A 25,460-nucleotide genomic window follows, 5' to 3' on the forward strand; every position below is an offset into this window, starting at 1 on the left:
CGATTACGAGCCCGAGCCCGTGCCCGCGTTCTTGGCCGCAACCAGCTCGTCGATGCGGTCGGCGAGATTCTGCAACACGAAGTATTGCTCCGTCGTGGCCTTGCCGTCGTTGACCTCCTGGGTCCACTTTTCGAGCGGCATCTTGATCCCGAAGGCCTTGTCGATGGCAAAGGCGATGTCGAGGAAGTCGAGGCTGTCGATCCCCAGATCGTCGATCGCGTGGCTCTCCGGCTTGATCGTATCGCGCGGGATGTCGCAGGTCTCCGCGATAATGTTGGCGATCTGCTCGAATGTGGAGGACATCATTAAGCCTTTGATATATTGAAGGTAATTCCAGGTCGGCTCGGAGGAGGCGGGCGCGTTGCCCCGGAATGCCCTATTGCTGCTGCCGGAGTCGTGTGCCCGTATATCGGAGCAGGGCCGTTAGTTCAATGGAGCTTGGCCGGCACGGCAAGGACGGTTTTTGGGCACGGTTCCAGCCAGCCTAGGTGCGTGGCATCACCGTAATCTTCGCGCAATCTCGGCGTCCCATCAGCACGCAGTCCTGGGCCTTCCGCAAATCGGCGATGCTCATGGCGAGCCAGATGCCGATCGCGGTGAGCGCCACGGTGAACGCAAAGGCGGCGATGTTGGCGAGCATGCGCTGGCGGAAATCGTCCGGCTCCTCGCGCGGTCTCTCATAGCGGGAGAGGTCGTTGGCGACGGAAGCGGGGCGGCTAGACCTAGACGGCTCCTCGCGCTTGCCGGGCGGCTGGGCCGAGGTACGCGGCCGGAATTTGAGCACGACGTGCTCGTCATCCGAGGAAATTGGCCGCTGCGTCTTCACTGCTGTCAGTCCGGTCGCATCGCCACTTATATTTAGCATGTTCGCCGCGCTTCTCACCTAAAATCTTGATGCGCGCAGAGGTGGTATTCATTCTGCGATCGTCTCGTGGAACCGACCGTAGTCGATCCGCAGACCGCCGTCGTCGGTCGCTTGCAGGATCGATCTCGGCGTAGCGATGGCCGAATCGGATGTCGGAATGTTCGTAGGATTTTCGCGCATGCACAGTTTGCGCTGCAACGTCGTCATAGCCCGATACGAAGAGACCGAGCCCGGCATTGACGGCTTCGAGGTCCGCGGCGTCGAGGCCGTGCAGCGTGAGCTGGCCCTCATGGTTCGAGATCACGGGATTGTCGGCGAACAGCAAGCGCGCGCTCGGCCGCGAGAAGCGCGCGAAGATCAATCAGGTCATCAGTGACATCGAGAAGATGCCGGTGAACAGCTCGATGGCGGCGATGAAATGTCCGTAATGCGTCTGCGGATACATGTCGCCGTAGCCGGCGGTCGAAAGTGTTTCGATGTGAAATAAAAGGTAGTCGATGTATTGGCCGTCAGGCATGTTGGCGATCGGATGATCGCTGAGCCAGTAGAACAAGCCGAAGACGGCGTTAAAGGCGATGAACACCAATGCTGCACCGACGACAAAGGCGGGCCAGGATGCCGTCATGCAGCGATGGCTGATGTCTGTCCAGAAACTGAGCTCAGGTCCCTCGGTCACGACCTCGCGGTTGCCGAGGCGGACCGCGATCGCTTGCGCTCAAAGCCATTCCGCCGAACCGGCTCTTTCGCCTGCCTGAGACATCATGTCATAATGGAACCCATTCCGGAGTGCCGGGTCAAACGGGAGCATAAATCATGGCCCACACGCGCGAGCCTTACGTCAAACCGGTCCCGATCATGTCGCTGCGACCGACCCAGATGACGGTCGGCATGCATGAGGTAAAGGAGAAACGGAAGCGCTGGCGCGAGCACAAGTCGGACAAGAAACGCGCCGAACTTCTCGGCAAGCACATGATCCCGGTCGTCCATGGTCCCGACGATCGCTACTACGTGGTCGATCATCATCACATGGCGCGGGCGCTGCACGAGGAGGGCGTCAAGGACATCTTGGTCACGGTGATCGGCGATCTCACGATGGTCGAGCGTGACGTGTTCTGGGGCGTGATGGACAACAAGCGCTGGGTCTATCCCTACGACTCCAAGGGCGAGCGCCGGCACTTCAGGGACATTCCGAAATCGATCAAGGATCTCAGGGACGATCCGTTCCGCAGCCTCGCCGGCGAGATGCGCCGGGCCGGCGGTTTCGCCAAGGACACGACGCCGTTCAGCGAATTCCTCTGGGCCGATTTCCTGCGCCGCCACATTCCGCGCAAGACGGTCGAGAACAATTTCGCCAAGGCGCTGGAGAAGGGGCTGGCGCTGGGCCGCGGCAAGGACGCGGTCTATTTACCCGGCTGGTGCGGGCCGGCATCCGACGACTGACCGGGCGCGGCCTCCGGTCTGGGCGGATCCTCCTTGCCGCCGAGCACGTGGTGCAGCCACCGCTCGGTCCGCCTGCCGAATGTCAGCAGCAGGAACGCCAGCGCAAGGGAGGTGAGGACGATCGGCCAGTGTCCGGCGCCGCAGACAATCCCGCCGCATGCGGCGAAGAACGCGCATGCGGCGCTGGTCAGGCCGCGGACCTGAAAGCGGCCACCCTGCCGGACGATCACGCCGGCGCCGAGAAATCCGATGCCGGTCAGCACGCCCTGGATCACGCGGCTGACCGCATCGGTAAACTGCCCGGGCCCGACCGCCTGCAATGCCAGCAGCACGACCATGGCCGTCGAGAGGCTGACGAGGCCGAGCGTCTTCAGGCCGATCGGCTTGCCGCGCAGGTCGCGGTCGAGCCCGATCGCGCCACCGGCAAGCGTGGCCGCGCCGAGCCGCAGGATGATCTCGCTCCAGTCTGCCAAATGATCCTCTATTTTGGCTGCCGACCGAGCATGTAGAACTCGTCGTTCGGCCGCATGCCGGTGACGTTCGCGAGCCGGTTCGAGAGCGCGAAGAAGGCCGCAACCGCGGCAATGTCCCAGACGTCGTCGTCGCTGAAGCCGTGGGTCGCGAGTGCGGCGAAGTCCGCCTCCGAAACCTCCTCGGCCGCGCGGCTTACCTTCATGGCAAAGTCGAGCATCGCGCGCTGCCGCGGCGTGATGTCGGCCTTGCGATAATTGATCGCGATCTGGTCGGCGATCTGCGGATTCTTGGCACGGATGCGCAGGATCGCACCATGGGCGATCACGCAATACTGGCACTGGTTGGCGGCGCTGGTCGCCACCACGATCATCTCGCGCTCGGCTTTGGAGAGGCCGGAGTCCTTCTCCATCAGCGCGTCGTGATAGGCAAAGAATGCGCGAAATTCGTCGGGACGATAGGCCAGAGTAAGGAATACGTTCGGCACGAAGCCGGACTTCTCCTGCACCGCCAGGATGCGGATGCGGATATCCTCGGGGAGCCTGTCGAGAGCGGGCGTCGGGAAACGTTTTGCGGTCGGCTGCGTCATGAGATGGTTCCGGCATGCCGCCTGGATGCGGCGTCACGCGGAACCATAGTGGATGACGGGTTGGGCGCAAGGCGCATCGTGCCTTGCCGCAATGATGCTAGCGCAGCGGTTTCTTCAGGAGTGAGAAGCGATCCGGATCAAGGCCCTGGGACGGCTGCAGCATCGGCGCCTCGGTGCGCGCCGGCGCCGGAGCGTTGAAGTTGGTGTCGCTCGGCGTCGTATCGCGATGCGAGGTGGCGCCGCGCCAGCGCTCCAGCACGGCGCTGACGAAATGCATGTCGTGGCCGGCGGTGACCGACGGCACCGTTGCGATGGTGGCCTCGCCGCGCGGCAGCTGGTGCGGCGGCACCTCCTTGAAGCGCAGCCGGGTCGGCAATGCCACGCCTTCGCCGAATGCCAGCACTTCGCGGGTGCCGAGCGAGGGCACGAACGATAACAGGTTGGCGGCAGCGTCCGAGACCGCGGAGCGCAGCAGCGCCTGGTCACGGTCGTTGGCGAGGCGCATCGTGAACAGCGTGTTGCACTGGGAGATGATGGTCGCGTCGAGTTCGGCCGGACGCTGGGTGATGAGGCCGAGATAGACGCCGTATTTGCGGCCTTCCTTGGCGATGCGCGACACCGCCTTGCGGGTCGGTCCGAAGCCGATATTGCGGTCGGCGGAGGCGTAGCGGTGCGCTTCCTCGCAGACGAACAGCATCGGCGAGACGCCGTCGCTCCACAGCCCGAAATCGAACGCCATGCGGCACAGCACCGACACCACGGAATCGACGACTTCGGCGGGGAAGCCGGCGAGTTGCATGATGGTCATCGGCTTGCCGTTGGCGGGCAGGCGGAACAGATGGCTGATCACCTCGGCCATGGTATCGCCGCCGACATTGGCATTGTCGAACATGAAGGCGTAGCGCGGATCGTTGCGCACCGTGTCGATGCGCGAGATCAGCTTGTGATAGATGATGCGCGAGGAGCGGTTCTCGAGCTTGCCCATGCGCTCGTCGATCAGCGAGATCAGGTCGACGAGGCGATAGGGCACCGGCGTATCGATGGTGTAGCCGACCTGCTTGGGGTCGACCCGCTTCAGCCCGAGACCGACCCGGTCGGAGTTCTGGTACTGGGTGTAGATGCCCTTCGCCATCGGAATCACTTCGGCGAGGATGTCGAGCTCTTCGGGTACGCCCGGCCGGCCGCCGAACAGCACGTCGACGATCTCTTCGAAGTTGAACAGCCAGAACGGCAGTTTCAGGTTTCGCGGGTTGAGCACCTGCGCGCGCTCGCCGAAGCAGCGGCCGTACTCATTGTGCACGTCGAGCAGGAAGATGCGCAGGTTCGGTCGTGACTTCAGGATCTCGTTGAGCAGCAGCGACACGCCGGTGGATTTGCCGACGCCGGTCGAGCCGAGCACCGCGAAGTGCTTGGAGAGCATTTCCTCGACGTCGACATAGGCGATCACCGAACGATCCTGCTGCAGCGTGCCGACATTGATCTGGTCCGAGCCGCTCGGCGCATAGACCGTGCGCAGCTCCTGGTTCGTGATCAGATCGGTGCTGTCGCCGATGGTCGGATAGTGGGTGACACCGCGCTGGAATTTCGGGCGATCGCCGCCCAGGATTTCGCCGAGCAGGTCGACCGAGGCGGTCGCCATGTACGCGTCGGACGCCGGCAGGTTCTCGCACGAGACCTCGGTGATCATGGCAACGATGACCGAGCTCGCGCAGCGGATACTGACGAACCGGCCGACGGTCGCGCGCATTTCTGAAAGTTGAATCTGGCCGCCTGCCAGCAGCCCAACCCGGGCCTGCGAGCCGCGCACAGAGATCACACGTCCGAAGGATGTCACAGTTCCAGCCTGGCTCGTTCTCAAAATCTAAATGTCCGGACCAATATGCCCGCCCGGGATTGGAAAAACCGTTAAATCGCCGGGGTTCCGCATCGGCTAAATCTACACCTTCCCGGTGACGAATTGTTTCTGTCGTGCCGCGAGATTGCATTCAGTCGCGCGCATCGGAGGCGAAATCGTCGCTTTCCGGCACAGCCGCGTTTGTTTCGCGGTTTTTCCGTTAATACGGCATTCACCATCTCCGAGGAGTGCATCGGCAGCACCGTAGGCTTACGGGGGATCGGCGGGATTCGCCGCGCATTGTCTCGAGGTATCGCGTAACCGATTGCTAACTGCGAGTTGTAACGACCTTTCCATTTGTCCTGCGTAACGATGCCGCGCCCGGGAGAGATCAGAGTGCGCATCGAACAACGCAATTCATCGTCAGAACATGCCGACGCCGGCTCGACCAAGGGGCTGGCGTTCTGTGCCGGCCTATTGGTCGGCAGCCTGCTCGGAAGTGCGACCGCACAATGGAGCGAGCGCGAAGGCCTGCTGATGGCGGCGTTTGCGATCATGGCCGTGATCGTCTTCCTGCTGCTGAAGCGGCATGAAATCTCCGACGCGCGGCTCGCCACCGAACGTCGCAATCTCATGACCGCCGTGGACAACATTCCGCAGGGGCTCGTGCTCTACGATGCCTCGGCGCGCATCATCATCTGCAACCGTCCCTACATCGAGATGTTCGGGCTTTCGCCCGAAGTGGCGAAGCCGGGCTGCACCATGCAGCGCCTGATCGCGCACCGCCGGGAGACCGGCTCGTTCGACGGCAATGTCGACGAGTTCTGCGATGCCATCATCGGCAACGTGAAGCTCGGCCGAGCCACGCGTCAGCTGACGCAGGCGCCGGGCGGGCGCGCGATCGAGATCGTCAACAAGCCGCTGCCGGAAGGCGGCTGGGTTGCGACCATCGAGGATGTCACCGAGCGCACGCGCACTGAGAACAAGATCGCGCATATGGCGCACTATGATGCGCTCACCGATCTGCCCAACCGTGTGCTGTTCCGCCAGCGCCTCGAGCAGGCGCTGAAAGCGATCGGTCCGGATCAGCAGCTCGCGGTCATGTATATCGACATCGACGAGTTCAAGAGCGTCAACGACGCGCTCGGCCATCAGATCGGCGATGAACTGCTCAGCGCAATCGCCGATCGGCTGCGCGGCTGCGTTGGTGAAACCGACGTCGCGGCGCGACTCGGCGGTGACGAGTTTGCCGTGATCCAGACCGCCGTCCGCGATCAGACCGAGACCATGCAGCTCCTCGCCGCGATCTATCAGGCGATCCGCCGGCCGATCGACTGCAGCGGGCATCTGATCACCACCGATGCCAGCATCGGTATCGCCGTTGCACCCGCTGACGGCCTCGACCTTGATCAATTGCTGCGCAACGCCGACCTCGCACTCTATGGAGCCAAGAGCGACGGCCGCCGCACCTACCGCTTCTTTGAGGCCGGCATGGATGAGCGCGCCAACGCACGGCGCAGCCTCGAGCTGGAGCTGCGCCAGGCCATCGTCGACGGCAGCTTTGAGCTGCATTATCAGCCGCTGCTTCATCTCGAGGACAGTCGCGTCAGCTGCTGCGAGGCGCTGCTGCGCTGGCGCCATCCCGAACGCGGCACCGTCTCGCCCGCCGATTTCATCCCGGTCGCCGAGGACACCGGCCTGATCAACGATCTCGGGCACTGGGTGCTCAACACCGCATGCCGGGAAGCCGTGAACTGGCCGGACCATATCCACGTGGCGGTCAACGTGTCTCCGATCCAGTTCAAGAGCCAGACGCTGGCGCTGAACGTCGCCGCCGCGCTGGCCGCGTCCGGGCTCGCGCCGTCGCGGCTCGAGCTCGAGATCACCGAGGCCGTGCTGATCCGCGACGACGAGGCCGCGCTCGACATCCTGCATCAGCTTCGTGACCTCGGCGTGCGCATCGCGCTCGACGATTTCGGCACTGGCTATTCGTCGCTGAGCTACCTGCAGCGCTTTCCCTTCGACAAGATCAAGATTGACCGCGCCTTTATCAAGGATCTCGCCGGGACCGGCGCCTCGTCCACGATCGTCCAGGCCGTCGTCAACATTGCCGCCGCCAGCGACATGACGACGACCGCCGAAGGCGTCGAGACCGAGCAGCAGCGCAATTTGCTTCGCACCCTCGGCTGCACCGAGATGCAGGGCTATCTGTTCAGCCGGCCGGTGTCGGATGTCGAAATCCGCAAGCTCCTGTCGTCGCATCGCGAGAAGGCGGTTTCGGTCGCTTGACTGGCGCCGATTCAACAATTTGTTGACGGGACCTAATCCCTTGTACACTAGTACAAATTGACGCGCCGCCGCTGGCCCGCCCGAGCGGAATGACGTCGGTCCGGCGTCGTCGCGCAAAGGAGACCGCCCATGCAGCCGGAACCGATCGTCGATCTCGCTCATCTCGGGCACATGGAGCTGCTCACGCCGAAGCCCGACGAGAGCCTGAAGTTCTTCGTCGATGTCATGGGCATGACCGTCAGCGGCCGACAGGGCGAGTCGGTCTATCTGCGCGGCTGGGACGATTACGAGCGCTATTCGCTGAAGCTGACCGCGTCGAAGACCTCTGGGATGGAGCACATGGCCCTGCGGGCCCGCAGCCCGCAGGCGCTCGAACGCCGCGTCGTCGCGCTGAAAGGCTCGGGCTTCGATATCGGTTGGGTCGATGCCGACATGGGGCAGGGACCGGCATTCCGCTGCCGCGATCCCGACGGCCACGTCGTCGAGCTCTATTACGAGACCGAGTGGTACGAGGCGCCGGCCGAGCTGAAGCCAGCGTTGAAAAACCAGGCACAGCGCTTTCCGGCGCGCGGCGTCAATGCCCGCCGGCTCGACCATCTCAACTGCCTCGCGGTCGACATCAAGGCCAACCGCCTGTTCTTCGAGAACTACCTGGGATGTCGCACCACCGAGCAGATCGTGCTCAACGACGGCACGGAAGCGGCGATGTGGATGACGATGTCGAACAAGAGCTACGACTTCGCCTATACGCGCGACCATTACGGCAAGCGCGGCCGCTTTCATCATCTGACCTACGCGCTCGACAGCCGCGAGGAGATCCTGCGGGCCGCGGATATTTTCCTCGAGCACGGGGTGCATATCGAGACCGGACCGCACAAGCACGCGATCCAGCAGACCTTCTTCCTCTATGTCTATGAGCCCGGCGGCAACCGCATCGAGGTCGCCAATGCCGGGGCCCGCCTGATCCTCGCGCCGGACTGGAAGCCGATCGTGTGGACCGAAGAGGAGCGCAAGAAGGGGCAGGCGTGGGGATTGAAGACGATCGAGTCTTTCCACACCCACGGCACGCCGCCAGTGGAAGACTGAGGCGCGTTCGCCGCGCCGCGCACGCAACTGCGCATTTCGGTCTTGTGTGTCCGTTGCGCGCAGCAGTCGACGCAGCTCTGCGCGCTGGATCATTGCCTCGCCTCGGGCGTTTGGTGTTAGGCTGCACCTCGTAACGTCAGAGGAAAACGTCGATGAGCGAACACACGGCGGACAAGCGCGTGCGAGAGGCGTCTCGCAGGCGATTCCTTCAGGCGGGTGCAGCACTGGCCGGTGGCTCCGCGATGGCGGGAGTGGCCGGTTCTACCGCGCTTGCCGAACAGGGGAATAATCTTCCGCCGAACGTGCCGGAGTGGATGAAAGCGCCCGGCGACCCGATGGGAAGCCAGCCCTATGGCACGCCATCGGTCCACGAGAAGGGCGTCATCAAGAACATCTCGAAGACGCTGCCGCAATATATCTCCGCTTCGGGCCGCACGCCGTTGCAGGAGCTCGACGGCATCATCACGCCGAATGGTCTGTTCTACGAACGCCACCATGGCGGGGTGCCGACCATCGATCCGGCCGAGCACCGGCTGATGCTGCACGGCTTGGTCGATCGTCCGCTGGTGTTCACGATGGAGGACATCCGCCGCTTTCCATCGCAGTCGCGCATCCATTTCATCGAGTGCTCCGGCAACCCGGTCTACACCAAGCCCTATGGCAAGACGGCCTCCGACCTCGTCGGCCTGGTGAGCTGCGCGGAATGGACGGGCGTGTCGCTCAAGACCGTGCTGGACGAGGCGGGCCTGCAGGCGGGCGCCAAATGGATCGTTGCCGAAGGCGCCGATGCCGCGGCGTTGACGCGCTCGATCCCGATCGAGAAATGTCTCGACGACGCCATGCTGGTCTACAGCCAGAATGGCGAGCGGCTGCGTCCGCAGCAGGGTTATCCGCTGCGCCTGTTGTTGCCGGGCTTCGAGGGCAACATGAACGTGAAGTGGCTGCGCCGGCTCAAGGTCGTCGCCGAGCCGGCCTATTCGCGCGAGGAGACTTCGAAATACACAGACCCGATGCCTGACGGAACGTCGCGCGAATTCACCTTCTATATGGAGGCCAAGTCGATCATCACGCGGCCATCCGGCGGTCAGAAATTGACCACGCATGGCTTTCACGAGATCACCGGGCTCGCCTGGAGCGGCCACGGCAAGATCAAGAGCGTCGAGGTCTCGCTCGACGAGGGAAAGAGCTGGCAGCAGGCAGAGCTCCAGGAGCCGGTGCTGACGCGCGCACTCACGCGCTTCCGGCTGCCCTGGCACTGGGACGGCAGTCCCGCGGTGATCCAGAGCCGCGCCATCGACGAGACCGGCTACGTGCAGCCGACACTGGCGGAATTGGTGGCGGTGCGCGGTCTCAACTCGTTCTACCACAACAACGCAATCTGGCCCTGGCGCATCGATGCAAATGGCGAGGTGACCAATGGCCAGGCGTAAACTGAAAGCCGCGGTGCTTGTGAGTGCGATCGCGATGCTCGGCGTCGCCGCGCATGCCGAGGAGCGCTACGGCATCGGCCGGGCGGCGACGCCGGCGGAGATCGCCGGCTGGAACATCGATATCGGCCGTGACGGTGCGGCGTTGCCGCCCGGCAGCGGCGGTGTCGAGCGTGGCCGCACTGTCTTCAGCGAACAATGCGCGGCGTGCCACGGCGACAGCGGGCAGGGCGGCGTTGGCGATCGTCTGGTCGGCGGTCAGGGCACGCTGGCGAGCCCAAAGCCGATCCGCACCGTCGGCAGCTACTGGCCCTACGCCTCGACGTTGTTCGACTACATCCGCCGCGCGATGCCGCAGAACGCGCCGCAGTCGCTGAGCAACGAGGATGTCTACGCGGTGTCCGCTTACATCCTCAGCCTCAACGGCATCGTGCCGTCCAATGCCGTGCTCGACGCCAAGTCGCTCGCCGCCGTCAAGATGCCGAACCGCGACGGGTTCGTCTCCGATCCGCGGCCTGACGTGCATAATCACTGAAGCGCGGGCTGGACATCCGTCGCCGACCGCTGCCACGCTGAGGAGGCTCTCGGCATTGTGACTTCCTGGTCCCCTGTGCGCGGAATTTGGCCGCCACCACATCGATGGCGGGCACAAGGGCGGCGCTGCCGCCCTTGGACAGTTTTCAATTGATGCACCGGAGAGATCAAATGGCCGAATTCAGGGCCGTCGCAGCCGCTGTGCTGCTCGTGGGAATGACGTTCGCGCCGGTCTCGGCTCAGATATCGGAGCCTGCACTCTTTGACGCGCAGAATCCGGGGCGTAGCGCGATCAGCGGCGGCGCGCTGACGCCGTGGGGCGAGGCCCAGGCGGCAGCGAAACGTAGCGGCAACCCGGCGAACGCCTATGGCGCCATGCCTTCGGCGCCGTCCTCCTCTTGCGTACGTTACCGTTCATTCGATCCAGCGTCCGGCACCTTTCTTGGCCGCGATGGCCGGCGCCATCCCTGCCAATAGGCCCCGCACCACGCTTGGCGGTGGATAAGGGCACCGGCGGTTGCCCGGCGCTCGAACGACGGTGCGTTCGGCGCGTTATAGTCTGCCGATCGTATCGGGCCCTGGCGGGTCCGAGCGGCGGAGGGCACCCGACGTGACCGACACCCTGGCCGGTTTCTGGGATCGAAAGCCGACCTCTGAGCTATTGCGGGAGGCGGCGCGGGCCGACGGCGACGCCGCGACGCCGATCTTCAAGCGCTCGCTCTCGGCGTTGCAACTGGTCACGCTCGGCATCGGCGGCATCATCGGCGCCGGAATCTTCGTGCTCACGGGGCACGCGGCCGCTGCGAATGCCGGTCCCGCGGTCACGCTTTCCTTCATGCTTGGCGCCGTTGCCTGCGCTTTCGCCGGCCTGTGCTACGCCGAGATGTCGTCGACCGTGCCGATCTGCGGCAGCGCCTATACTTACGCGTATGCCACGCTCGGCGAACTGATCGCCTGGATCATCGGCTGGGACCTGATCCTCGAATACGCGGTCGGCGCGATCGCGGTCTCGGTCGGGTGGTCCGGCTATTTCGTCAGCTTCATGCGCGATTTCGGCATCAACCTGCCGCAGCAATTCACCTCGGCGCCGCTCGCCTACGACGTCAACACCGGCACGTGGTCGTCGACCAGCGCAGTCATCAACATCCCGGCGATGGCGATCATCGCCTTCGTCACCACGCTGCTCGTGGTCGGCATCCGTGAGTCCGCGCGCTTCACCAGCTTCGTCGTCGTGGTCAAGCTCGTCGTCATCGCATTGTTTCTCGCGACCGCGGCTTCCTCGGTGACTCTGGCGAACTGGGTGACGGCGAGCAATCCGGAGGGCGCGCTGATCCCGCCGAATGCCGGTCCGGGTGCGTTCGGTTGGTCCGGCGTGATCCGCGGCGCGGCCGTGGTGTTCTTCGCCTATATCGGCTTCGACGCAATCTCGACCGCGGCGCAGGAGGCGAAGACGCCGGAGCGCGACATGCCGATCGGCATTCTCGGTTCGCTGGTCATCTGCGCCGCGCTCTATGTCGCCGTCGGCTTCGTGCTGACCGGCATCGTGCCGTATGATCGGCTCAGCGTGCCCGACCCGATCGCGGTCGGCATCGATGCGATCGGCATCGGCTGGCTCGGTCCGATCATCAAGCTCGGCATCCTGTTCGGACTGACATCGGTGATCCTCATCATGCTGCTGGCGCAGCCGCGGATCTTTCGCGCCATGGCGCATGACGGACTGCTGCCGGGCTTTGCCGCAAAGATCCATCCGCGTTTCCAGACCCCCCATGTCTCGACCATCTTCGCCGGCACCGTCGCCGCCGTGCTCGGCGGGCTGCTGCCGATCGGGCTGGTCGGCGAACTCGTCTCTATCGGTACGCTGTTCGCATTCACCGTGGTCTCGATCGGCACCCTGGTGCTGCGCGTGCGCGATCCGGAACTGCCACGCCCGTTCAAGGCGCCCGCGATCTGGCTGGTGGCCCCGGCTGCCGCCGGAACATCGCTGTTCCTGATGTTCGGCCTGCCGCTCGACACCTGGATCAGGCTCGCGGTGTGGCTGGTGATCGGGCTTGTGATCTATGCGGCCTACGGCAGACGCCACAGCCGGCTGCGGGCGAGTGGCGAGGGCAGCGCGGGCCTATAGTCTGCACACGTGCCGCCTGCTAGACATACGCGTTGAGATAGCACAGCAAGCCGCGACACGTCGGCGTTCCCCGGAGGCCTCCATGCAAAATCCAACGGCGCGTGCGCGATCGATGATCGCCGCGATTGTCTCGATCTGCATCGTGTCGGTTGCTCCAGGTCGCGCAGCCTCGGTCGCGCCGGTCGCCGCCGAGAACGGCATGGTGGTTGCCGCGCAGCATCTCGCGACGCAGGTCGGCGTCGAGGTGCTGAAGCGGGGCGGCAACGCGGTCGATGCGGCGGTCGCCGTCGGTTACGCGCTTGCGGTGGTCTATCCTGCCGCCGGCAATCTCGGTGGCGGCGGGTTCATGACGATCCAGTTTGCCGACGGCCGCAAGACGTTCCTGGATTTCCGCGAGACCGCCCCGAAGGGCGCCACCGCCAACATGTATCTCGACAAGGAGGGCAACGTCGTCAGCGGCCTCTCCACAAAGGGGCATCTCGCCGTCGGCGTGCCGGGCTCGGTGGCAGGCATGGAATATGCGCGCGAGAAATACGGCACGATGAAGCGCGCCGACGTGATCGCGCCGGCGCTGCAACTAGCCGAGGACGGCTTCGTGCTGGACCAGGGCGACGTCAGCATGCTGCAGACCACGACCAAGGATTTTCAGGACGACCCGCCCTCGGCCGCGATCTTCCTCAACAACGGCAAGCCGTTTCAGGTCGGTGAGCGGCTGGCGCAGCACGAACTCGCCGAGACGCTGCGCGAGATCAGCAAGCGCGGCACCGACGGCTTCTACAAGGGCTGGGTCGGGGCGGCCATCGTTGCCGCGAACCAGGCCGGCAAGGGCCTGCTCACGCAGGAGGACCTCGACAATTACAGGGTTCGCGAGCTCGCGCCGGTCGAATGCGACTATCGCGGCTACCACGTGGTCTCGGCGCCGCCGCCGAGCTCGGGCGGCGTGGTGATCTGCGAGATGCTGAACATCCTCGAGGGCTATCCGCTGAAGGAGCTCGGCTACCATTCCGCGCTGGCAGTGCACTACCAGATCGAGGCGATGCGCCATGCTTATGTCGATCGCAACAGCTATCTCGGCGATCCCGACTTCGTGAAGAATCCGCTCGAACGCCTGCTCGACAAGAACTACGCCGCGAAGATCCGCGCCGCGATCGACCCGGCCAGGGCCGGCGTGTCCAGGGACATCAAGCCGGGCGTCCCGCCGCACGAGGGCAGCAATACCACGCACTATTCAATCGCCGACAAGGACGGCAACGCGGTGTCGGTGACCTACACGCTGAACGACTGGTTCGGCGCCAAGGTAACCGCAGCCAAGACAGGTGTGCTGCTCAACGACGAGATGGACGACTTCACGGCCAAGGTCGGCGTGCCGAACCTCTATGGCCTGGTGCAGGGCGAGGCCAATGCCATCGTCCCGGGCAAGCGGCCGCTGTCCTCGATGAGCCCGACCATCGTTACCAAGGACGGCAAGCCGGTGATGGTGCTGGGTACTCCGGGCGGCAGCCGGATCATCACGGCCGTGCTGCTGACGATGATCAACGCCATCGATTACGGCATGAGCGCGCAAGAGGCCGTGGACATGCCGCGCTTCCACCAGCAGTGGCTACCAGAGGCAACCAACCTCGAGGATTACACGCTGTCGCCGGACACGCGGAAGATTCTGGAAGGCATGGGCCACAAATTCGGCCCGCCGCAGCCGGCCAATCACCTTGCGGTGATCATCGTCGGCGCGCCGTCGCTGGGCGGTGAGCCGGTCGGCAGCAACCGCTTCTATGGTGCGAACGACCCGCGCCGCAATTCAGGGCTTGCCGCCGGATATTGATTGTCGTTGTGCGGTCGAGTGATGGCGGTCGGGCAGGGCCCGCCGCCTGATCGATCTCGCGTCAGGCGACGGCGGTCGACCTGCCGTCGTCGTGCCCGCTCGTCAGCAGCAAGCGCCGGCGGATCGCATCTTCGACCAGGGCGAGCGATTGCCTGGCTTCGCGTGCCTCGGCTTCGGCGGCCTGGGCGCGGAATTCGGCGGCATCGAGCTGCTCCTGTTGGGACTCGATGCGCCGCCGGGCTTCCTCAAGCGCCCGCGACGCGTCCCTCAGCTTGCGCTCGGTGGCGGCGATGATTTCGAGCTGCGCCTGTTCGGCGGCCTCGGCGCGCGCTTCGCCGGCGCGGGCCCTGTCCTCGATGCTGCGGAACAGATCCGCCGCCTGATAGACGAGGTCCAAGGCTTCGGTGCCCATCGCCGATGTGGGTGGCCTTGGAAACCCAAGGACAGTCGGGTCGGCGGTGAAAGGCCGTCTAAATCCGCGCAGTGCCATGGAAATCAGCCCGTCGCGAGTCATGTCGATGACAACAACTTGCGGTAGTTATAGTTGACAAATCATTAATCCTGTCGGCCCGGCGGCACTGTCCACCGGTTTCTGACGACGCCGCGCCCGGAACGGCAGCCAGGTAGTGAAAGCGACGGCCCGGCCTGCGCTTTTCCTTCGTAACTCGCTTTCCGCGCAAGCGCAGTGATCGGAGACTGGAACGCCATTCGGTGAGGCGGCGCGAATCGAGGAGCGGAGTGCGGAGGATCGAATCGGCGGCGGGGAGCAGCGGGCGACAGATTGGCCTGCTGATTTGGCCGCGCGCGCGAGCCGGGCTCTATGGCATAAGTTTGACGCAGGGCTCGCTTTAATTCTCCGGTGTTGAATTGCAGGTCCCTGGAGCGACCGATATACCGGGCGGCCTAAGTGGCACGCAGCGCGCTCAGAACGAGCGACGTATTCGCCACGGAAATCTGGTCGATGAAATTTCTGTTGCGGTTCTTCGGGTTCCTGTTCACCGCAGGAACCATCCTGTTCCTGGCTGGTCTGGCCGCGGTGGCAGGGCTGTTCTGGCATTTTTCCAAGGACCTGCCCGACTATTCGCAGCTCCAGAACTACGAGCCGCCGGTGATGACCCGCGTGCACGCGGCCGACGGCTCGCTGCTCGGCGAATTCGCCAAGGAGCGCAGGCTCTATCTGCCGATCCAGGCGGTGCCGAAGCTCGTGATCAACGCCTTCCTTGCTGCCGAGGACAAGAATTTCTACGAGCACGGCGGCGTCGATTATACCGGCATGGCGCGCGCCGGCGTCGCCTACATCCAGAACTTCGGTTCCAACCGCCGCCCGCAGGGAGCCTCCACGATCACGCAGCAGGTCGCCAAGAACTTCCTTTTGACCAACGAGGTGTCGTTCACCCGCAAGATCAAGGAAGCCTTGCTGGCGATGCGAATCGAGCGGACCTATTCCAAGGACAAGATCCTCGAGCTCTATCTCAACGAAATCTATCTCGGCCTCGGCGCCTACGGCATCGCGGCGGCCTCGCTGGTCTATTTCGACAAGTCCGTGAATGAACTGACGATCGCGGAAGCGGCCTATCTGGCGGCGCTGCCGAAAATGCCGGCCAGCCTGCATCCGGTGCGCAACCGTGCGCGCGCCATCGAGCGGCGCAACTACGTGATCGACCGCCTGCAGGAGAACGGCTGGATCACCGCTGCCGACGCCGACAAGGCGCGCAAGGAGCCGCTGACCGTCACGAGCCGCTCGAACGGCGCGCACACCTTCGCCGGCGAATATTTCTCGGAAGAAGTCCGCCGCGACATCTTCGAGCGCTATGGCGAGAAGAAGCTCTATGAGGGCGGCCTGTCGGTGCGCACCACGCTCGACCCCAAGGTCCAGGTCATGGCGCGCAAGGCCATGGTGACGGGGCTCGTGAACTACGACGAGCAGCAGGGCTATCGCGGCGCGATCCAGAAGCTCGACGTTTCCGCCGACTGGGGTGTGCCGCTCGCCGAGATCAAGTCGCTCTCCGACATCTCGCCGTGGCGGATGGCGGTGGTGCTGGAGAGCAACGAGCAGTCGGCGCGGATCGGCTTCCAGCCCGGTCGCGAGCTTGGCGGCGCCATCAGCAAGCAGCGCGAGACCGGCATCGTCACGCTCGAAGGCGTGAGATGGGCGAGGGCGTTGTCCGGACCGTACAAGGGCAAGACGCCGACATCGGTGGCGCAGGTGTTACAGCCCGGCGACGTGATCTACGCCGATCCGCTGTTCAAGGATGGCCACCCCGTCGATGGCCAGTACCGGCTGCGCCAGGTCCCCGAACTGTCGGGCGCGATGGTGGCGATGGATCCGCATACCGGCCGCGTGCTCGCGATGGTCGGCGGCTTCTCGTTCGACCAGAGCCAGTTCAACCGCGCGACGCAGGCTTACCGGCAGCCCGGCTCGACCTTCAAGCCGATCGTCTATTCGTCGGCGCTCGACAACGGCTATACCGGTTCGACCGTCATGATCGACGCGCCGATCGAGATCGACCAGGGGCAGGGCAATGTCTGGCGTCCGGAGAACTTCTCGACCGGCAAGTACCAGGGCCAGGTGACGCTGCGCAATGCGCTGCGGCTGTCGCTCAACACCGTGACGGTGCGGCTGGCGCAGGAAGTCGGCATGCCGTTGATCGGCGAGTATGCGAAGCGCTTCGGCGTCTATGACGAGCTGCCGAACTATCTCGCCTACGCGCTCGGCGCGGGCGAAACCACGGTGATGCGGATGGCCACGGCCTATTCGATGATCGCCAATGGCGGCATCCGCGTGAAGCCGACTTTGATCGACCGCATCCAGGACCGCTACGGTCACACCATCTTCAGGCATGACCAGCGCGAATGCCGCGGCTGCGACGCCCCCGAGGGCTGGAAGAACCAGCCGGAGCCGCAGCTCGTCGACCGCCGCGAGCGCGTGCTCGACGCGATGTCGGCCTACCAGATCACCTCGCTGATGGAGGGCGTGATTCAGGCCGGTACCGGCACCGCGCTGAAGGACGTCGGCAAGCCGCTCGCCGGCAAGACCGGCACCTCGAACGAGGCCAAGGACCTCTGGTTCGTCGGCTTCTCGCCGGACCTCGTGGTCGGTCTCTATGTCGGCTACGACAAGCCGCGCTCGCTCGGCCGCAACGCGCAGGCCGGCCACACTGCGGCGCCGATCGCGCGCGACTTCCTGAAGCTCGCGCTGGCCGACAAGCCCGCCACCCCGTTCAAGCAGCCGGTCGGCATCCGGCTCGTCCTGGTCGATGCCAAGACCGGCCTGCGCGCCACGCCTGGTCAGAGCCGGGGCGTGGTGCTCGAAGCCTTCAAGCCGGGCCAGGCGCCGCCGTTCTATGATCCGACATTGGTCGCCGGCACCGATGTGATCGACGGCACCCAGCAGGGAATCTCGCCGGACGCGGATCGGGCCGTCATGCGGTCGGGGACGGGCGGGCTGTACTGAGGCTAAACGGCAGGGCGGTCGACCAAATGCCGCGGCTCGACCTTTCGTGAGCAGGCATGCTGCGGCAGCGTGACACGCCAGACGGCGTGCCTTGTGCAGCATTTTAATGAGTTGCGAAGGATTATTTTGAGCGGCCCCGCATAGGCGTAGCGTTGGCAATGCAGGGGCGTGCGCATGGCAGTCGTGTCTGGCGCCATCACCGTGATGGCAATCAATTTTCTGATCGACAGGCCGTCAATGTCGCGCGGCAAGAAGCAAGGCCTGCGCCTCGCGGTACTTGCCGTCGCGCTGATGCTCGGCTGCCTCTGGGCGATCAACTCCGGGGGAGGTGCGTGAACAGTTTGCCGATGAGGCGCACCAAATAGAGAAGGCGGTCGCGAAGTCCGCGCGGAAGCGAGGCGGCGTCTGGGGTTCGGAGGCGATTGCTCTGACAATCGATTGTGCGTGAGACCAATACAAACACTGGTCGCCGTGGTTCAGGTAATCTGGACGGTTTCAGTAGTCGGAGCTGCAACCTTGATGGGCGCGGTGCTCGGATTGGGGTGTTGCGGCTGGGTCGGCGCTATCGGGTTCGGCACCGCAGGATTTGGCGCTGGAGCCCTGCTTGCCGCCTGCCCTGAAGTGCTCCTTGAACTGCTCGCCGGAATGTAACGTCTCTGGCCGCCGCCGATCGCCTCCCTTTCGGCTGCGATTTTCACGCCCATTCGCGGCCAACAATGCTTGCCAAGCCCACAACCAAGCAGGTAGAAGGTCGCACTCGCGCGGGCGCTGATTTGGCAGGCGAACCCGCTGCACCGAGATGTCCAATCATTCAACTAAGTTGTTGATTTTGTGGGCAATTCTTGGGGAATGGTGTAACGGTAGCACAACAGACTCTGACTCTGTTTGTCTTGGTTCGAATCCAGGTTCCCCAGCCAATCTGCTTTTGTGGCGCGACTATCCTCCAAAATCCCAATGAGATTTGCCGGGCAAGGCCCGTTCCTGATGCGAGGACCGGTCGTAACGCCGCGTGTGCCATCACGGCATCAAGGGTGGATTAGCCCGGCGTGATCCACCATGGTCTCGCGCGTGTGGTCTTGACCGTTGCGACGGAGGTTTAAGCTGATGGACGAAATTCTTTATGCCCGCGAGTCGTCGATCGGGGTCGATGAGTTCATCGAGGTGCTGCAGCAGTCGGGCCTCGGCGAGCGGCGTCCGCTGGCCGATACCGACCGGATGGCGCGCATGATCGCCAATGCTAACCTGATCGTGACGGCACGGAAGGCGGGCAAGCTTGTCGGCGTCTCGCGCGCGCTGACCGATTTCGCCTATTGCTGCTATCTGTCCGATCTCGCGGTCGATCGGGAGTATCAGGGGCACGGTATCGGCAAGCGCCTGATCGCGGAAACGCGGCGCCTCGCTGGACCCGAGTCGATGTGCCTGTTGCTGTCGGCGCCTGACTCGATTGGATTCTACAAGACCATCGGCATGCCGCAGCCGGACAACGCGTTCCTCTACAAGCGGGAGCGATAGCGGACGGCTCGCTGCGCGGAGCTACTTGATCCTGTCGTACACCGTCGCGAAATCTGCGAGCGGCATCGGGATGCTGATGGTTTCCTTGCCGAGATTCTGGAACGACACTTTGAGCTGCTTGCCCGATTTCAGCTGGGTCAGGACATCGGCGGCGATCGGCGCATTGATGTAGCAGCCACGCGCCTCGCAGGTCTGGATCGGCATGTCGACGGCCTTGCCGTCATCGACCTGCAGCTTGGCGCCAACCGGCAGGTTCAGCCCGAGCGGCAGCTGGATCAGCACCACCGGCGTGCGCGTGTCGCCGGGAACGCGGATATTGACCAGCACGACGAGCTGGCCGGTCTTGCTGAGCACCGCGGTCTGCTCCATCGCGCATTCGAGCGGCGCCTCGCGGCTCGCGCTGGTGCAGCGCGCGACCCAGCCGGAATTGCTGGAGGACGCGGCCTCGCCTTGAGGCGCGGCGGGAGCGGCTGCCGGAGCAATCCTTCCCTTGGGCGCCTGGGCATGACCGAGGCCGGCCGCACCGAACACGGTGAACAGGACGAAGAGCGACGTTGCGACAATCTTCACGGTACCGGCTCCGAAATGAACATCTTTCGGATGTGCCGGTATGTGGGCAAAGTCAAGTCACTCGGCCGCCTGCTTGACCGATCCATCCTCGCCGTCGTCCGCGTCGTGGTCGGCGCGCGGCGAGCGGCCCCAGTTCGCAAACGCGTTGGAGAGCCTGTCGAGATAGAGATAAACGACGGGCGTCGTGAACAACGTCAGCGCCTGGCTGACGATCAGGCCGCCGACCATGGCGTAGCCGAGCGGCTGGCGAATTTCGGAGCCGGTGCCGGTTCCGAGCATCAGCGGCACGCCGCCGAGCATTGCGGCCATCGTCGTCATCATGATCGGGCGGAAGCGGAGCAGGGCGGCCTGACGGATCGCCGCCACCGGCTCCATATGCTGGTCGCGCTCGGCGGCGATCGCGAAGTCGACCATCATGATGCCGTTCTTCTTCACGATGCCGATCAGGAGGATGATGCCGATCAGCGCGATCAGCGAGAAGTCGAAGCCCGCCGCCATCAGGATCGCCAGCGCGCCGACGCCGGCCGAGGGCAGCGTCGACAGAATGGTGATCGGGTGGATGTAGCTCTCGTAGAGAATGCCGAGGATCAGGTAGACGACCACGAGCGCCGCCAGGATCAACAGCGGCACACTCGATAGCGATTGCTGGAACGCCTGCGCGGTGCCCTGGAAGCTCGAGCTCAGGGTCGGCGGCGCGCCGAGGTCGACCATTGCCTGCTGCACGGCTTCCGTCGCCTGACCGAGCGCGACACCCTGCGCGAGGTTGAACGAGATGGTGATCGCCGGGAACTGGCCCTGGTGACTGATGGAGAGCGGCCGCACCGGCACGGTGGTCCACTTCGCAAAGGTCGACAGCGGTACCTGTTCGCCGGTCAGCGGCGATTTGATGTAGATGTTGTTCAGCGTATCAATCGACCCCTGCAGCTCCGGCAGCACCTCGAGGATCACGTGGTAGCTGTTGAGCTGGGTGAAGTACTGCGTCACCTGGCGCTGGCCGAACGCGTCATAGAGCGTGTCGTCGATCAGTTGTGGCTGGATGCCGTAACGCGAGGCGGTGTCGCGGTTGATCTTCAGCTCCAGCGTGGTGCCGTTGGTCTGCTGGTCGGTGGCGACGTCGCGCAGCTGCGGCAGCGTCTGCATCTTGCCGAGAATCTTCGGTGCCCACTCGTTCAGCTCGCTGAGGTTGGCATCCTGGAGGGTGAATTCGAACTGGGTGCGGGTCGGACGGCCGCCGAGGCGAACGTCCTGTGCCGCCTGCATGAACAGCCGGGCACCCAGCACCTTCTCGAGCTTCGGCCGCAGGCGGGCGATGATCTGCTGCGCGTTGGCATCGCGCTCGTTGAGCGGCTTGAGCGTGATGAACATGTTACCGTTGTTGCCGGCGCGGCCGCTGCCGCCGATCGCCATCGCCACCGTCGCCACGCCCGGATCCTGCATGACGATCTTGCTGAGCTCCTCCTGCTTCCCTTTCATTTCAGCGAACGAAATGTCCTGGCCGGCTTCCGAGGTCGCGGTGATCAGGCCGACGTCCTGCTGGGGGAAGAAGCCCTTCGGGATGATGACGAACATATAGACCGACAGCGCCAGCGTCGCGAAGAAGACCATCAGTGTCGTGAACTTCCACCGCAGCGCAACGTCCAGCGCGTACTGATAGCCGCGCAGCATCGCGTCGAAGCCGCGCTCGCTGAGCTGGTAGAAGCGGCCATGCTTCTGCTCATTATGGGCGCGCAGGAAGCGCGAAGCCATCATCGGGGTCAGCGTCAGCGACACGAACATCGAGACGAAGATCGTCATCGCCAGCACGACGGCGAATTCGCGGAACAGGCGGCCGATGATGCCGCCCATCAGCAGCAGCGGGATCAGCACCGCGACCAGCGAAATGCTGATCGAGACGATGGTGAAGCCGATTTCCTGCGACCCTTTGAAGGCGGCGGCCATCGGCCTCTCACCCTCTTCGATGTAGCGGCTGATGTTCTCGAGCATCACGATGGCGTCGTCGACCACGAAGCCGACCGCGATCGTCAGCGCCATCAGAGACAGATTGTCGAGGGTGTAGCCGAACACCCACATCAGCGCGCAGGCGCCGAGCAGTGCCAGCGGCACCGTCACGGCAGGGATGACGGTCGCCCAGAAGCTGCGCAGGAAGGCAAAGATCACCATGACGACCAGGAAAATGGTCAACAGCAGGGTGAACTGGACGTCCTCCACTGCGGCGCGGATCGTGGTGGTACGGTCGGAGATGACCTCGATCTTGATCGCCGGCGGGATCGCCGCCACCAGCCTGGGCAGCGTCGCCTTGATCTTGTCTACGGTGTCGATGACGTTGGCGCCGGGCTGCTTGAAGATGACGAGGAACACACCGCGCTTGCCGTTGGCCCAGGCGGCCTGCTTGGCGTCCTCCGGCCCGGTGACGGCATGGCCGACGTCACGGATGCGCAACGGTCCGCCATTGCGGTAGGCGATGATGACGTCATTCCACGGGTCTGCCGTGAGCAGCTGGTCGTTGGCATAGATGGTATAGGCGCGAGTGGTGCCGTCGATATTGCCCTTCGGGCTGTCGACGGTAGCGATGTTGATCGCAGAGCGGACGTCTTCCAGCGACAGGCCCTTTGCGACCAGCTTGGCCGGGTCGATCTGGACGCGGACCGATGGCTTCTGTTGGCCGCCGATGATGACCTGTGCGACGCCGGAAATCTGGCTGATCTGCTGGGCAAGCTGGGCGTCGACGGCGTCGCTGACCGTGGTCAGCGGCAGCGTGTCGGAGGTTGCCGACAGCAGCATGATCGGCGCGTCGGCAGGATTGACCTTGCGATAGGTCGGCGGCGAGGGAAGGTTCTTCGGCAACTGGCCGCTGGCGGCGTTGATGGCGGCCTGCACGTCATTGGCGGCGCCGTCGATGCTGCGGTTGAGATCGAACTGGATCGTGACCGATGCCGTGCCCAGATAACTCGTTGAAGTCATCTGCGCGATGCCGGGGATCTGCGCGAACTGGCGTTCCAGCGGCTGGGCGACCGAAGTTGCCATGGTCTCCGGGCTCCCGCCCGGGAGCGTCGCGGTGATCTGGATGGTGGGGAAGTCGACCTGCGGCAGCGGCGCGACCGGCAGCAGCGGATAGGCCACGAGGCCGACGAACAGGATGCCCGCCATCAGCAGCGAGGTGCCGATGGGGAAGCGAATGAATGGTGCGGATATTCCGGCGCTCATTCCTGCGTAACCTTCGACTGCGACGGATCCGAGCTCGCCACCGCCGTTGTCACCAGGGTTCCCGGCGAGACCTTGTACTGGCCCGCGGTGATCACCTGCTGTCCCGGCGACAAGCCCTCGTCGATGACCGACTTGCCGTCGATCGACTGGCTGACCTTGATCTTGCGAAGCTCGGCCTTGTTCTCCTGATTAACTGAATACGCGTAGAGGCCTTCGGTGCCATGCTGCACCGCGTCATCGGGGACGACGGTTGCATCCTTCAAGGTTCTGACCAGCAGCCGGGTCGAGACCGACTGGCCCGGCCACAGCGCATGGTCCTTGTTATCAAACACCGCCTTCAGCCGAACAGTCCCGCTGGTGGTGTCGACCTGATTGTTGATCAATGCGAGCGTGCCGGTAGACAGCACCCGCTTGCCGTCGGTGGTCAGGGCAATGGTTTTGGGCGGTGCCACGGCCAGCGCCGCTTTGATGTCGGGCAGCTGGTCTTCGGGCGCCGTGAAAATCACCGTGATCGGCTCGATCTGGGTGATCGTCACGATGCCGGTCTGGGCCGAGGCGTTGACGATGTTGCCGATATCGACCAGTCGCAGGCCGACGATCCCGTCGATCGGCGACTTCACGGTGGCGTAGTCGACCTGGGTCTGGGCGTTGAAGATGGCAGCGTCGTCGGCCGCGATCTGGGCGGTCAGCTGGGCCACGGTGGAGCGCTGTGTATCGAGTTGCTGGCGCGTCGCGAATTCGCCGAGCTTGGTGGTGCGCTGCAGGTCGAGATTGGCGTTGGCGATATTGGCCTCGTCCTGGGCCTTCTTGGCCTTGGCCTGGTCGAGTGCGGCCTGATAGGGCCGCGGATCGATCTCAACCAGCGTGTCCCCCGCCTTGACGAACTGGCCTTCCTTGAAGCCGAGCTTGGTGATCTGGCCATCGACCCGGGTGCGGACCTGGACAGTGTTGAACGCCTGCACCGTGCCGAGACTGGTGAGATAGACCGGGAAGTCGGCCTTCTCGACCGGCGAGATCTTGACCGGAACGGCGGGGCGCTGGACGGAACGCTTCTGCGCCGCTTCGGCCGCTTGCTGGCTGCCGGTGTGTTTCTGCCAGCCGAAATAACCGGCCGTGCCGACCGCAACGATCACTAAAACCCAACCGATGGTGCGTGACTTTGACATGCGGACTCTTGGGTTCGACGTAACAATAAAGGGTGATTGAAACGGTTCACAGAGCTTGCGGATATAATATGCGTGCACTTAATGTGTAAACACACCAAGGCTTGAGAATCCTAAACATTCGGAAAGGTTTAGGTCAGAAACGAGCGGAAACATTCCGTCTAGGAAACCCACCGAGGACCCCTATGTCGCTCGATCTCAAACGCCAGTTCATTGCGCAGCTCGTCGAGAGTTCCCGGCTGCTGCGCAATTATATCGATCATCGCGCCAAGGCGCGAGGCACCACGCGCGCCCAGTGGATCGTGCTCTTCCGCCTGCGCGAGCAGGAGGGGCTGTCCCAGGTCGATCTCGCCGACGTACTCGAACTGCAGCCGATCTCGCTGGTGCGGCTGCTTGACCGCCTCGTCGAGCATGGCCTGCTGGAACGCCGTCCCGATCCCAGGGATCGCCGCGCCAATCGCCTGTTCCTGACCAGGACCGGGCGCCGCCTCGTCGACGATCTCGACGGCTTGCGCGATGCGATCGCCAGCGACGTGCTGCGCGACGTCTCGGATAAGCATGTCGAAAGCGGCCTCGCCACGCTTCGCGAGGTCAAGGATCGCATCAAGGTGCTCAGCGAGGAGGCGGAGCGCGTCGCTGCGAAATAGCGTGCGTCTCGACGCGCGCAGACTTGCTCTCCATCCGCTCACCCGTCGCAGCTTGCGCGACCCGGTTGAAACACAGCGCGATGTCGTTCATATCGCGCAGCGACGATGCGAGCGGATGAGGGCAGCGATGGATGAGTTGAACGGACGCATGATGGCGTGCCAGATCCTGGTCACCGGACTGATCGCACGCGTTGCTAGTGAGCAGCGAGACCCGCTGCGCTTCCTGACCGACTTCCGCGATGAGATCAAAGCAGTCGTCAACGGCGTCAATATCGCCGGCCTCGAGAACAGCGACAGTGTGCGACAGGTCGCGCAGCGGACCATCGACGAGCTGTTTTCGCTGATGAAGCCGCCAAGCGCCGAGTGATCGGAAGACATACGAACCTGCGCTTGCAGGAGGGCGGCCAGTGCGCGCGAGCATCAGTTTAGAACGA

At 64.1% G+C, this 25,460-nt stretch carries 24 protein-coding genes and 1 tRNA gene; 14 read left to right on the plus strand and 11 right to left on the minus strand.

The window, feature by feature from the left end; translation table 11 throughout:
• Positions 1-3: 3 nt before the first annotated feature.
• The 4 genes from ABIB78_RS03695 to ABIB78_RS03710 all read right to left on the minus strand — a co-directional run bounded on the left by ABIB78_RS03695 (position 4) and on the right by ABIB78_RS03710 (position 1,541).
• A complete protein-coding gene (locus tag ABIB78_RS03695) occupies positions 4-303 on the minus strand; it encodes an acyl carrier protein (RefSeq protein WP_163152729.1) in 300 nt (99 codons plus the stop codon).
• Positions 304-484: 181 nt separating this feature from the next.
• Positions 485-826, minus strand: coding sequence for a hypothetical protein (locus ABIB78_RS03700; protein WP_429021592.1), 342 nt, complete (start codon positions 824-826; stop codon positions 485-487).
• Complete coding sequence (locus ABIB78_RS03705; RefSeq protein WP_429021593.1) at positions 795-1,226, minus strand: hypothetical protein; 432 nt, start codon at positions 1,224-1,226, stop codon at positions 795-797. Before ABIB78_RS03705 ends, ABIB78_RS03700 begins: the two co-directional genes overlap by 32 nt.
• Positions 1,227-1,541 carry an ion channel gene (locus ABIB78_RS03710; RefSeq protein ID WP_429021595.1) on the minus strand — a complete coding sequence of 105 codons (315 nt, stop codon included), beginning with the start codon at positions 1,539-1,541 and terminating at the stop codon, positions 1,227-1,229.
• A 137-nt stretch (positions 1,542-1,678) separates the two neighbouring features.
• Here ABIB78_RS03710 and ABIB78_RS03715 point away from each other — a divergent pair, with 137 nt between their 5' ends.
• The gene (locus ABIB78_RS03715) at positions 1,679-2,305 is read left to right on the plus strand and encodes a ParB-like protein (RefSeq protein WP_429021597.1); all 627 of its coding nucleotides are present in this window, start codon (positions 1,679-1,681) and stop codon (positions 2,303-2,305) included.
• Here the strand turns inward: ABIB78_RS03715 and ABIB78_RS03720 are convergent.
• From ABIB78_RS03720 to ABIB78_RS03730, 3 genes are all read right to left on the minus strand, one after another.
• Positions 2,266-2,778, minus strand: a complete 513-nt coding sequence (locus ABIB78_RS03720) for an MgtC/SapB family protein (protein ID WP_429021599.1) — start codon at positions 2,776-2,778, stop codon at positions 2,266-2,268. The two genes, ABIB78_RS03715 and ABIB78_RS03720, sit on opposite strands and share 40 nt — an antisense overlap.
• Positions 2,779-2,786: 8 nt before the next feature.
• The gene (locus tag ABIB78_RS03725; RefSeq protein WP_429021601.1) at positions 2,787-3,365 is read right to left on the minus strand and encodes a peroxidase-related enzyme; all 579 of its coding nucleotides are present in this window, start codon (positions 3,363-3,365) and stop codon (positions 2,787-2,789) included.
• A 97-nt stretch (positions 3,366-3,462) separates the two neighbouring features.
• A complete protein-coding gene (locus tag ABIB78_RS03730) occupies positions 3,463-5,199 on the minus strand; it encodes an ATP-binding protein (protein WP_429021602.1) in 1,737 nt (578 codons plus the stop codon).
• A gap of 396 nt (positions 5,200-5,595) precedes the next feature.
• On the opposite strand from ABIB78_RS03730, the gene ABIB78_RS03735 reads away from it, so the two are divergent.
• The 7 genes from ABIB78_RS03735 (at position 5,596) to ggt (ending at position 14,476) form a co-directional block, all read left to right on the plus strand.
• Complete coding sequence (locus tag ABIB78_RS03735) at positions 5,596-7,488, plus strand: putative bifunctional diguanylate cyclase/phosphodiesterase (protein ID WP_429021604.1); 1,893 nt, start codon at positions 5,596-5,598, stop codon at positions 7,486-7,488.
• Positions 7,489-7,617: 129 nt separating this feature from the next.
• Entirely contained in the window at positions 7,618-8,574 is a 957-nt protein-coding gene (locus ABIB78_RS03740) for a catechol 2,3-dioxygenase (protein WP_429021606.1), read from the plus strand.
• A gap of 152 nt (positions 8,575-8,726) precedes the next feature.
• Positions 8,727-10,004 carry a sulfite dehydrogenase gene (gene soxC, locus ABIB78_RS03745; RefSeq protein ID WP_429021609.1) on the plus strand — a complete coding sequence of 426 codons (1,278 nt, stop codon included), beginning with the start codon at positions 8,727-8,729 and terminating at the stop codon, positions 10,002-10,004.
• The gene (locus ABIB78_RS03750; protein WP_429021612.1) at positions 9,991-10,536 is read left to right on the plus strand and encodes a c-type cytochrome; all 546 of its coding nucleotides are present in this window, start codon (positions 9,991-9,993) and stop codon (positions 10,534-10,536) included. Before soxC ends, ABIB78_RS03750 begins: the two co-directional genes overlap by 14 nt.
• 170 nt (positions 10,537-10,706) lie before the next feature.
• Positions 10,707-11,012, plus strand: a complete 306-nt coding sequence (locus ABIB78_RS03755; RefSeq protein ID WP_429021615.1) for a BA14K family protein — start codon at positions 10,707-10,709, stop codon at positions 11,010-11,012.
• A gap of 145 nt (positions 11,013-11,157) precedes the next feature.
• Entirely contained in the window at positions 11,158-12,657 is a 1,500-nt protein-coding gene (locus ABIB78_RS03760; RefSeq protein ID WP_429022979.1) for an amino acid permease, read from the plus strand.
• An 82-nt stretch (positions 12,658-12,739) separates the two neighbouring features.
• On the plus strand, positions 12,740-14,476 hold the full coding sequence (ggt, locus tag ABIB78_RS03765) for a gamma-glutamyltransferase (protein ID WP_429021618.1): 1,737 nt from the start codon (positions 12,740-12,742) through the stop codon (positions 14,474-14,476).
• Between the two features lie 61 nt (positions 14,477-14,537).
• On the opposite strand, the gene ABIB78_RS03770 is transcribed toward ggt, so the two are convergent.
• Positions 14,538-14,888, minus strand: a complete 351-nt coding sequence (locus ABIB78_RS03770) for a hypothetical protein (protein ID WP_092112972.1) — start codon at positions 14,886-14,888, stop codon at positions 14,538-14,540.
• A gap of 549 nt (positions 14,889-15,437) precedes the next feature.
• On the opposite strand from ABIB78_RS03770, the gene ABIB78_RS03775 reads away from it, so the two are divergent.
• The 4 genes from ABIB78_RS03775 to ABIB78_RS03790 all read left to right on the plus strand — a co-directional run bounded on the left by ABIB78_RS03775 (position 15,438) and on the right by ABIB78_RS03790 (position 19,442).
• Entirely contained in the window at positions 15,438-17,930 is a 2,493-nt protein-coding gene (locus ABIB78_RS03775; protein ID WP_429021621.1) for a penicillin-binding protein 1A, read from the plus strand.
• A 174-nt stretch (positions 17,931-18,104) separates the two neighbouring features.
• Positions 18,105-18,266, plus strand: a complete 162-nt coding sequence (locus tag ABIB78_RS03780) for a hypothetical protein (protein ID WP_429021623.1) — start codon at positions 18,105-18,107, stop codon at positions 18,264-18,266.
• 507 nt (positions 18,267-18,773) lie between these two features.
• A tRNA-Gln gene (locus tag ABIB78_RS03785) sits at positions 18,774-18,847 on the plus strand.
• 187 nt (positions 18,848-19,034) lie between these two features.
• Positions 19,035-19,442, plus strand: a complete 408-nt coding sequence (locus ABIB78_RS03790) for a GNAT family N-acetyltransferase (protein WP_429021625.1) — start codon at positions 19,035-19,037, stop codon at positions 19,440-19,442.
• A gap of 21 nt (positions 19,443-19,463) precedes the next feature.
• On the opposite strand, the gene ABIB78_RS03795 is transcribed toward ABIB78_RS03790, so the two are convergent.
• Genes ABIB78_RS03795 through ABIB78_RS03805 form a run of 3 tightly spaced genes read right to left on the minus strand, consistent with a single transcriptional unit; the run spans position 19,464 to position 24,382 of the window.
• Entirely contained in the window at positions 19,464-20,012 is a 549-nt protein-coding gene (locus tag ABIB78_RS03795; RefSeq protein WP_429021627.1) for an invasion associated locus B family protein, read from the minus strand.
• A gap of 57 nt (positions 20,013-20,069) precedes the next feature.
• On the minus strand, positions 20,070-23,216 hold the full coding sequence (locus ABIB78_RS03800) for a multidrug efflux RND transporter permease subunit (RefSeq protein ID WP_429021629.1): 3,147 nt from the start codon (positions 23,214-23,216) through the stop codon (positions 20,070-20,072).
• On the minus strand, positions 23,213-24,382 hold the full coding sequence (locus tag ABIB78_RS03805) for an efflux RND transporter periplasmic adaptor subunit (protein ID WP_429021632.1): 1,170 nt from the start codon (positions 24,380-24,382) through the stop codon (positions 23,213-23,215). The genes ABIB78_RS03800 and ABIB78_RS03805 overlap by 4 nt, the downstream gene beginning before the upstream one ends.
• Before the next feature lie 182 nt (positions 24,383-24,564).
• On the opposite strand from ABIB78_RS03805, the gene ABIB78_RS03810 reads away from it, so the two are divergent.
• Together ABIB78_RS03810 and ABIB78_RS03815 are read left to right on the plus strand one after the other, a co-directional pair.
• On the plus strand, positions 24,565-25,026 hold the full coding sequence (locus ABIB78_RS03810) for a MarR family winged helix-turn-helix transcriptional regulator (RefSeq protein ID WP_429021635.1): 462 nt from the start codon (positions 24,565-24,567) through the stop codon (positions 25,024-25,026).
• A 127-nt stretch (positions 25,027-25,153) separates the two neighbouring features.
• Positions 25,154-25,393 (plus strand): hypothetical protein, encoded by a 240-nt coding sequence (locus ABIB78_RS03815; protein WP_429022981.1) that lies wholly within the window; start codon positions 25,154-25,156, stop codon positions 25,391-25,393.
• The last annotated feature ends 67 nt before the right edge of the window (positions 25,394-25,460 follow it).

This window comes from Bradyrhizobium sp. I1.14.4 (genome assembly GCF_050435825.1).
Taxonomy (GTDB): domain Bacteria; phylum Pseudomonadota; class Alphaproteobacteria; order Rhizobiales; family Xanthobacteraceae; genus Bradyrhizobium.

Excerpts from the sequence above, each read along its gene's own strand:
- soxC (WP_429021609.1), top strand. The coding sequence starts at position 8,727 with ATGAGCGAACACACGGCGGACAAGCGCGTGCGAGAGGCGTCTCGCAGG.
- ABIB78_RS03810 (WP_429021635.1), top strand. The coding sequence starts at position 24,565 with ATGTCGCTCGATCTCAAACGCCAGTTCATTGCGCAGCTCGTCGAGAGT.
- ABIB78_RS03805 (WP_429021632.1), bottom strand. The coding sequence starts at position 24,382 with ATGTCAAAGTCACGCACCATCGGTTGGGTTTTAGTGATCGTTGCGGTC.
- ABIB78_RS03725 (WP_429021601.1), bottom strand. The coding sequence starts at position 3,365 with ATGACGCAGCCGACCGCAAAACGTTTCCCGACGCCCGCTCTCGACAGG.
- ABIB78_RS03740 (WP_429021606.1), top strand. The coding sequence starts at position 7,618 with ATGCAGCCGGAACCGATCGTCGATCTCGCTCATCTCGGGCACATGGAG.
- ABIB78_RS03755 (WP_429021615.1), top strand. The coding sequence starts at position 10,707 with ATGGCCGAATTCAGGGCCGTCGCAGCCGCTGTGCTGCTCGTGGGAATG.
- ABIB78_RS03780 (WP_429021623.1), top strand. The coding sequence starts at position 18,105 with ATGGCAGTCGTGTCTGGCGCCATCACCGTGATGGCAATCAATTTTCTG.
- ggt (WP_429021618.1), top strand. The coding sequence starts at position 12,740 with ATGCAAAATCCAACGGCGCGTGCGCGATCGATGATCGCCGCGATTGTC.
- ABIB78_RS03790 (WP_429021625.1), top strand. The coding sequence starts at position 19,035 with ATGGACGAAATTCTTTATGCCCGCGAGTCGTCGATCGGGGTCGATGAG.
- ABIB78_RS03815 (WP_429022981.1), top strand. The coding sequence starts at position 25,154 with ATGGATGAGTTGAACGGACGCATGATGGCGTGCCAGATCCTGGTCACC.
- ABIB78_RS03775 (WP_429021621.1), top strand. The coding sequence starts at position 15,438 with ATGAAATTTCTGTTGCGGTTCTTCGGGTTCCTGTTCACCGCAGGAACC.
- ABIB78_RS03800 (WP_429021629.1), bottom strand. The coding sequence starts at position 23,216 with ATGAGCGCCGGAATATCCGCACCATTCATTCGCTTCCCCATCGGCACC.
- ABIB78_RS03770 (WP_092112972.1), bottom strand. The coding sequence starts at position 14,888 with ATGGGCACCGAAGCCTTGGACCTCGTCTATCAGGCGGCGGATCTGTTC.
- ABIB78_RS03750 (WP_429021612.1), top strand. The coding sequence starts at position 9,991 with ATGGCCAGGCGTAAACTGAAAGCCGCGGTGCTTGTGAGTGCGATCGCG.
- ABIB78_RS03715 (WP_429021597.1), top strand. The coding sequence starts at position 1,679 with ATGGCCCACACGCGCGAGCCTTACGTCAAACCGGTCCCGATCATGTCG.
- ABIB78_RS03695 (WP_163152729.1), bottom strand. The coding sequence starts at position 303 with ATGTCCTCCACATTCGAGCAGATCGCCAACATTATCGCGGAGACCTGC.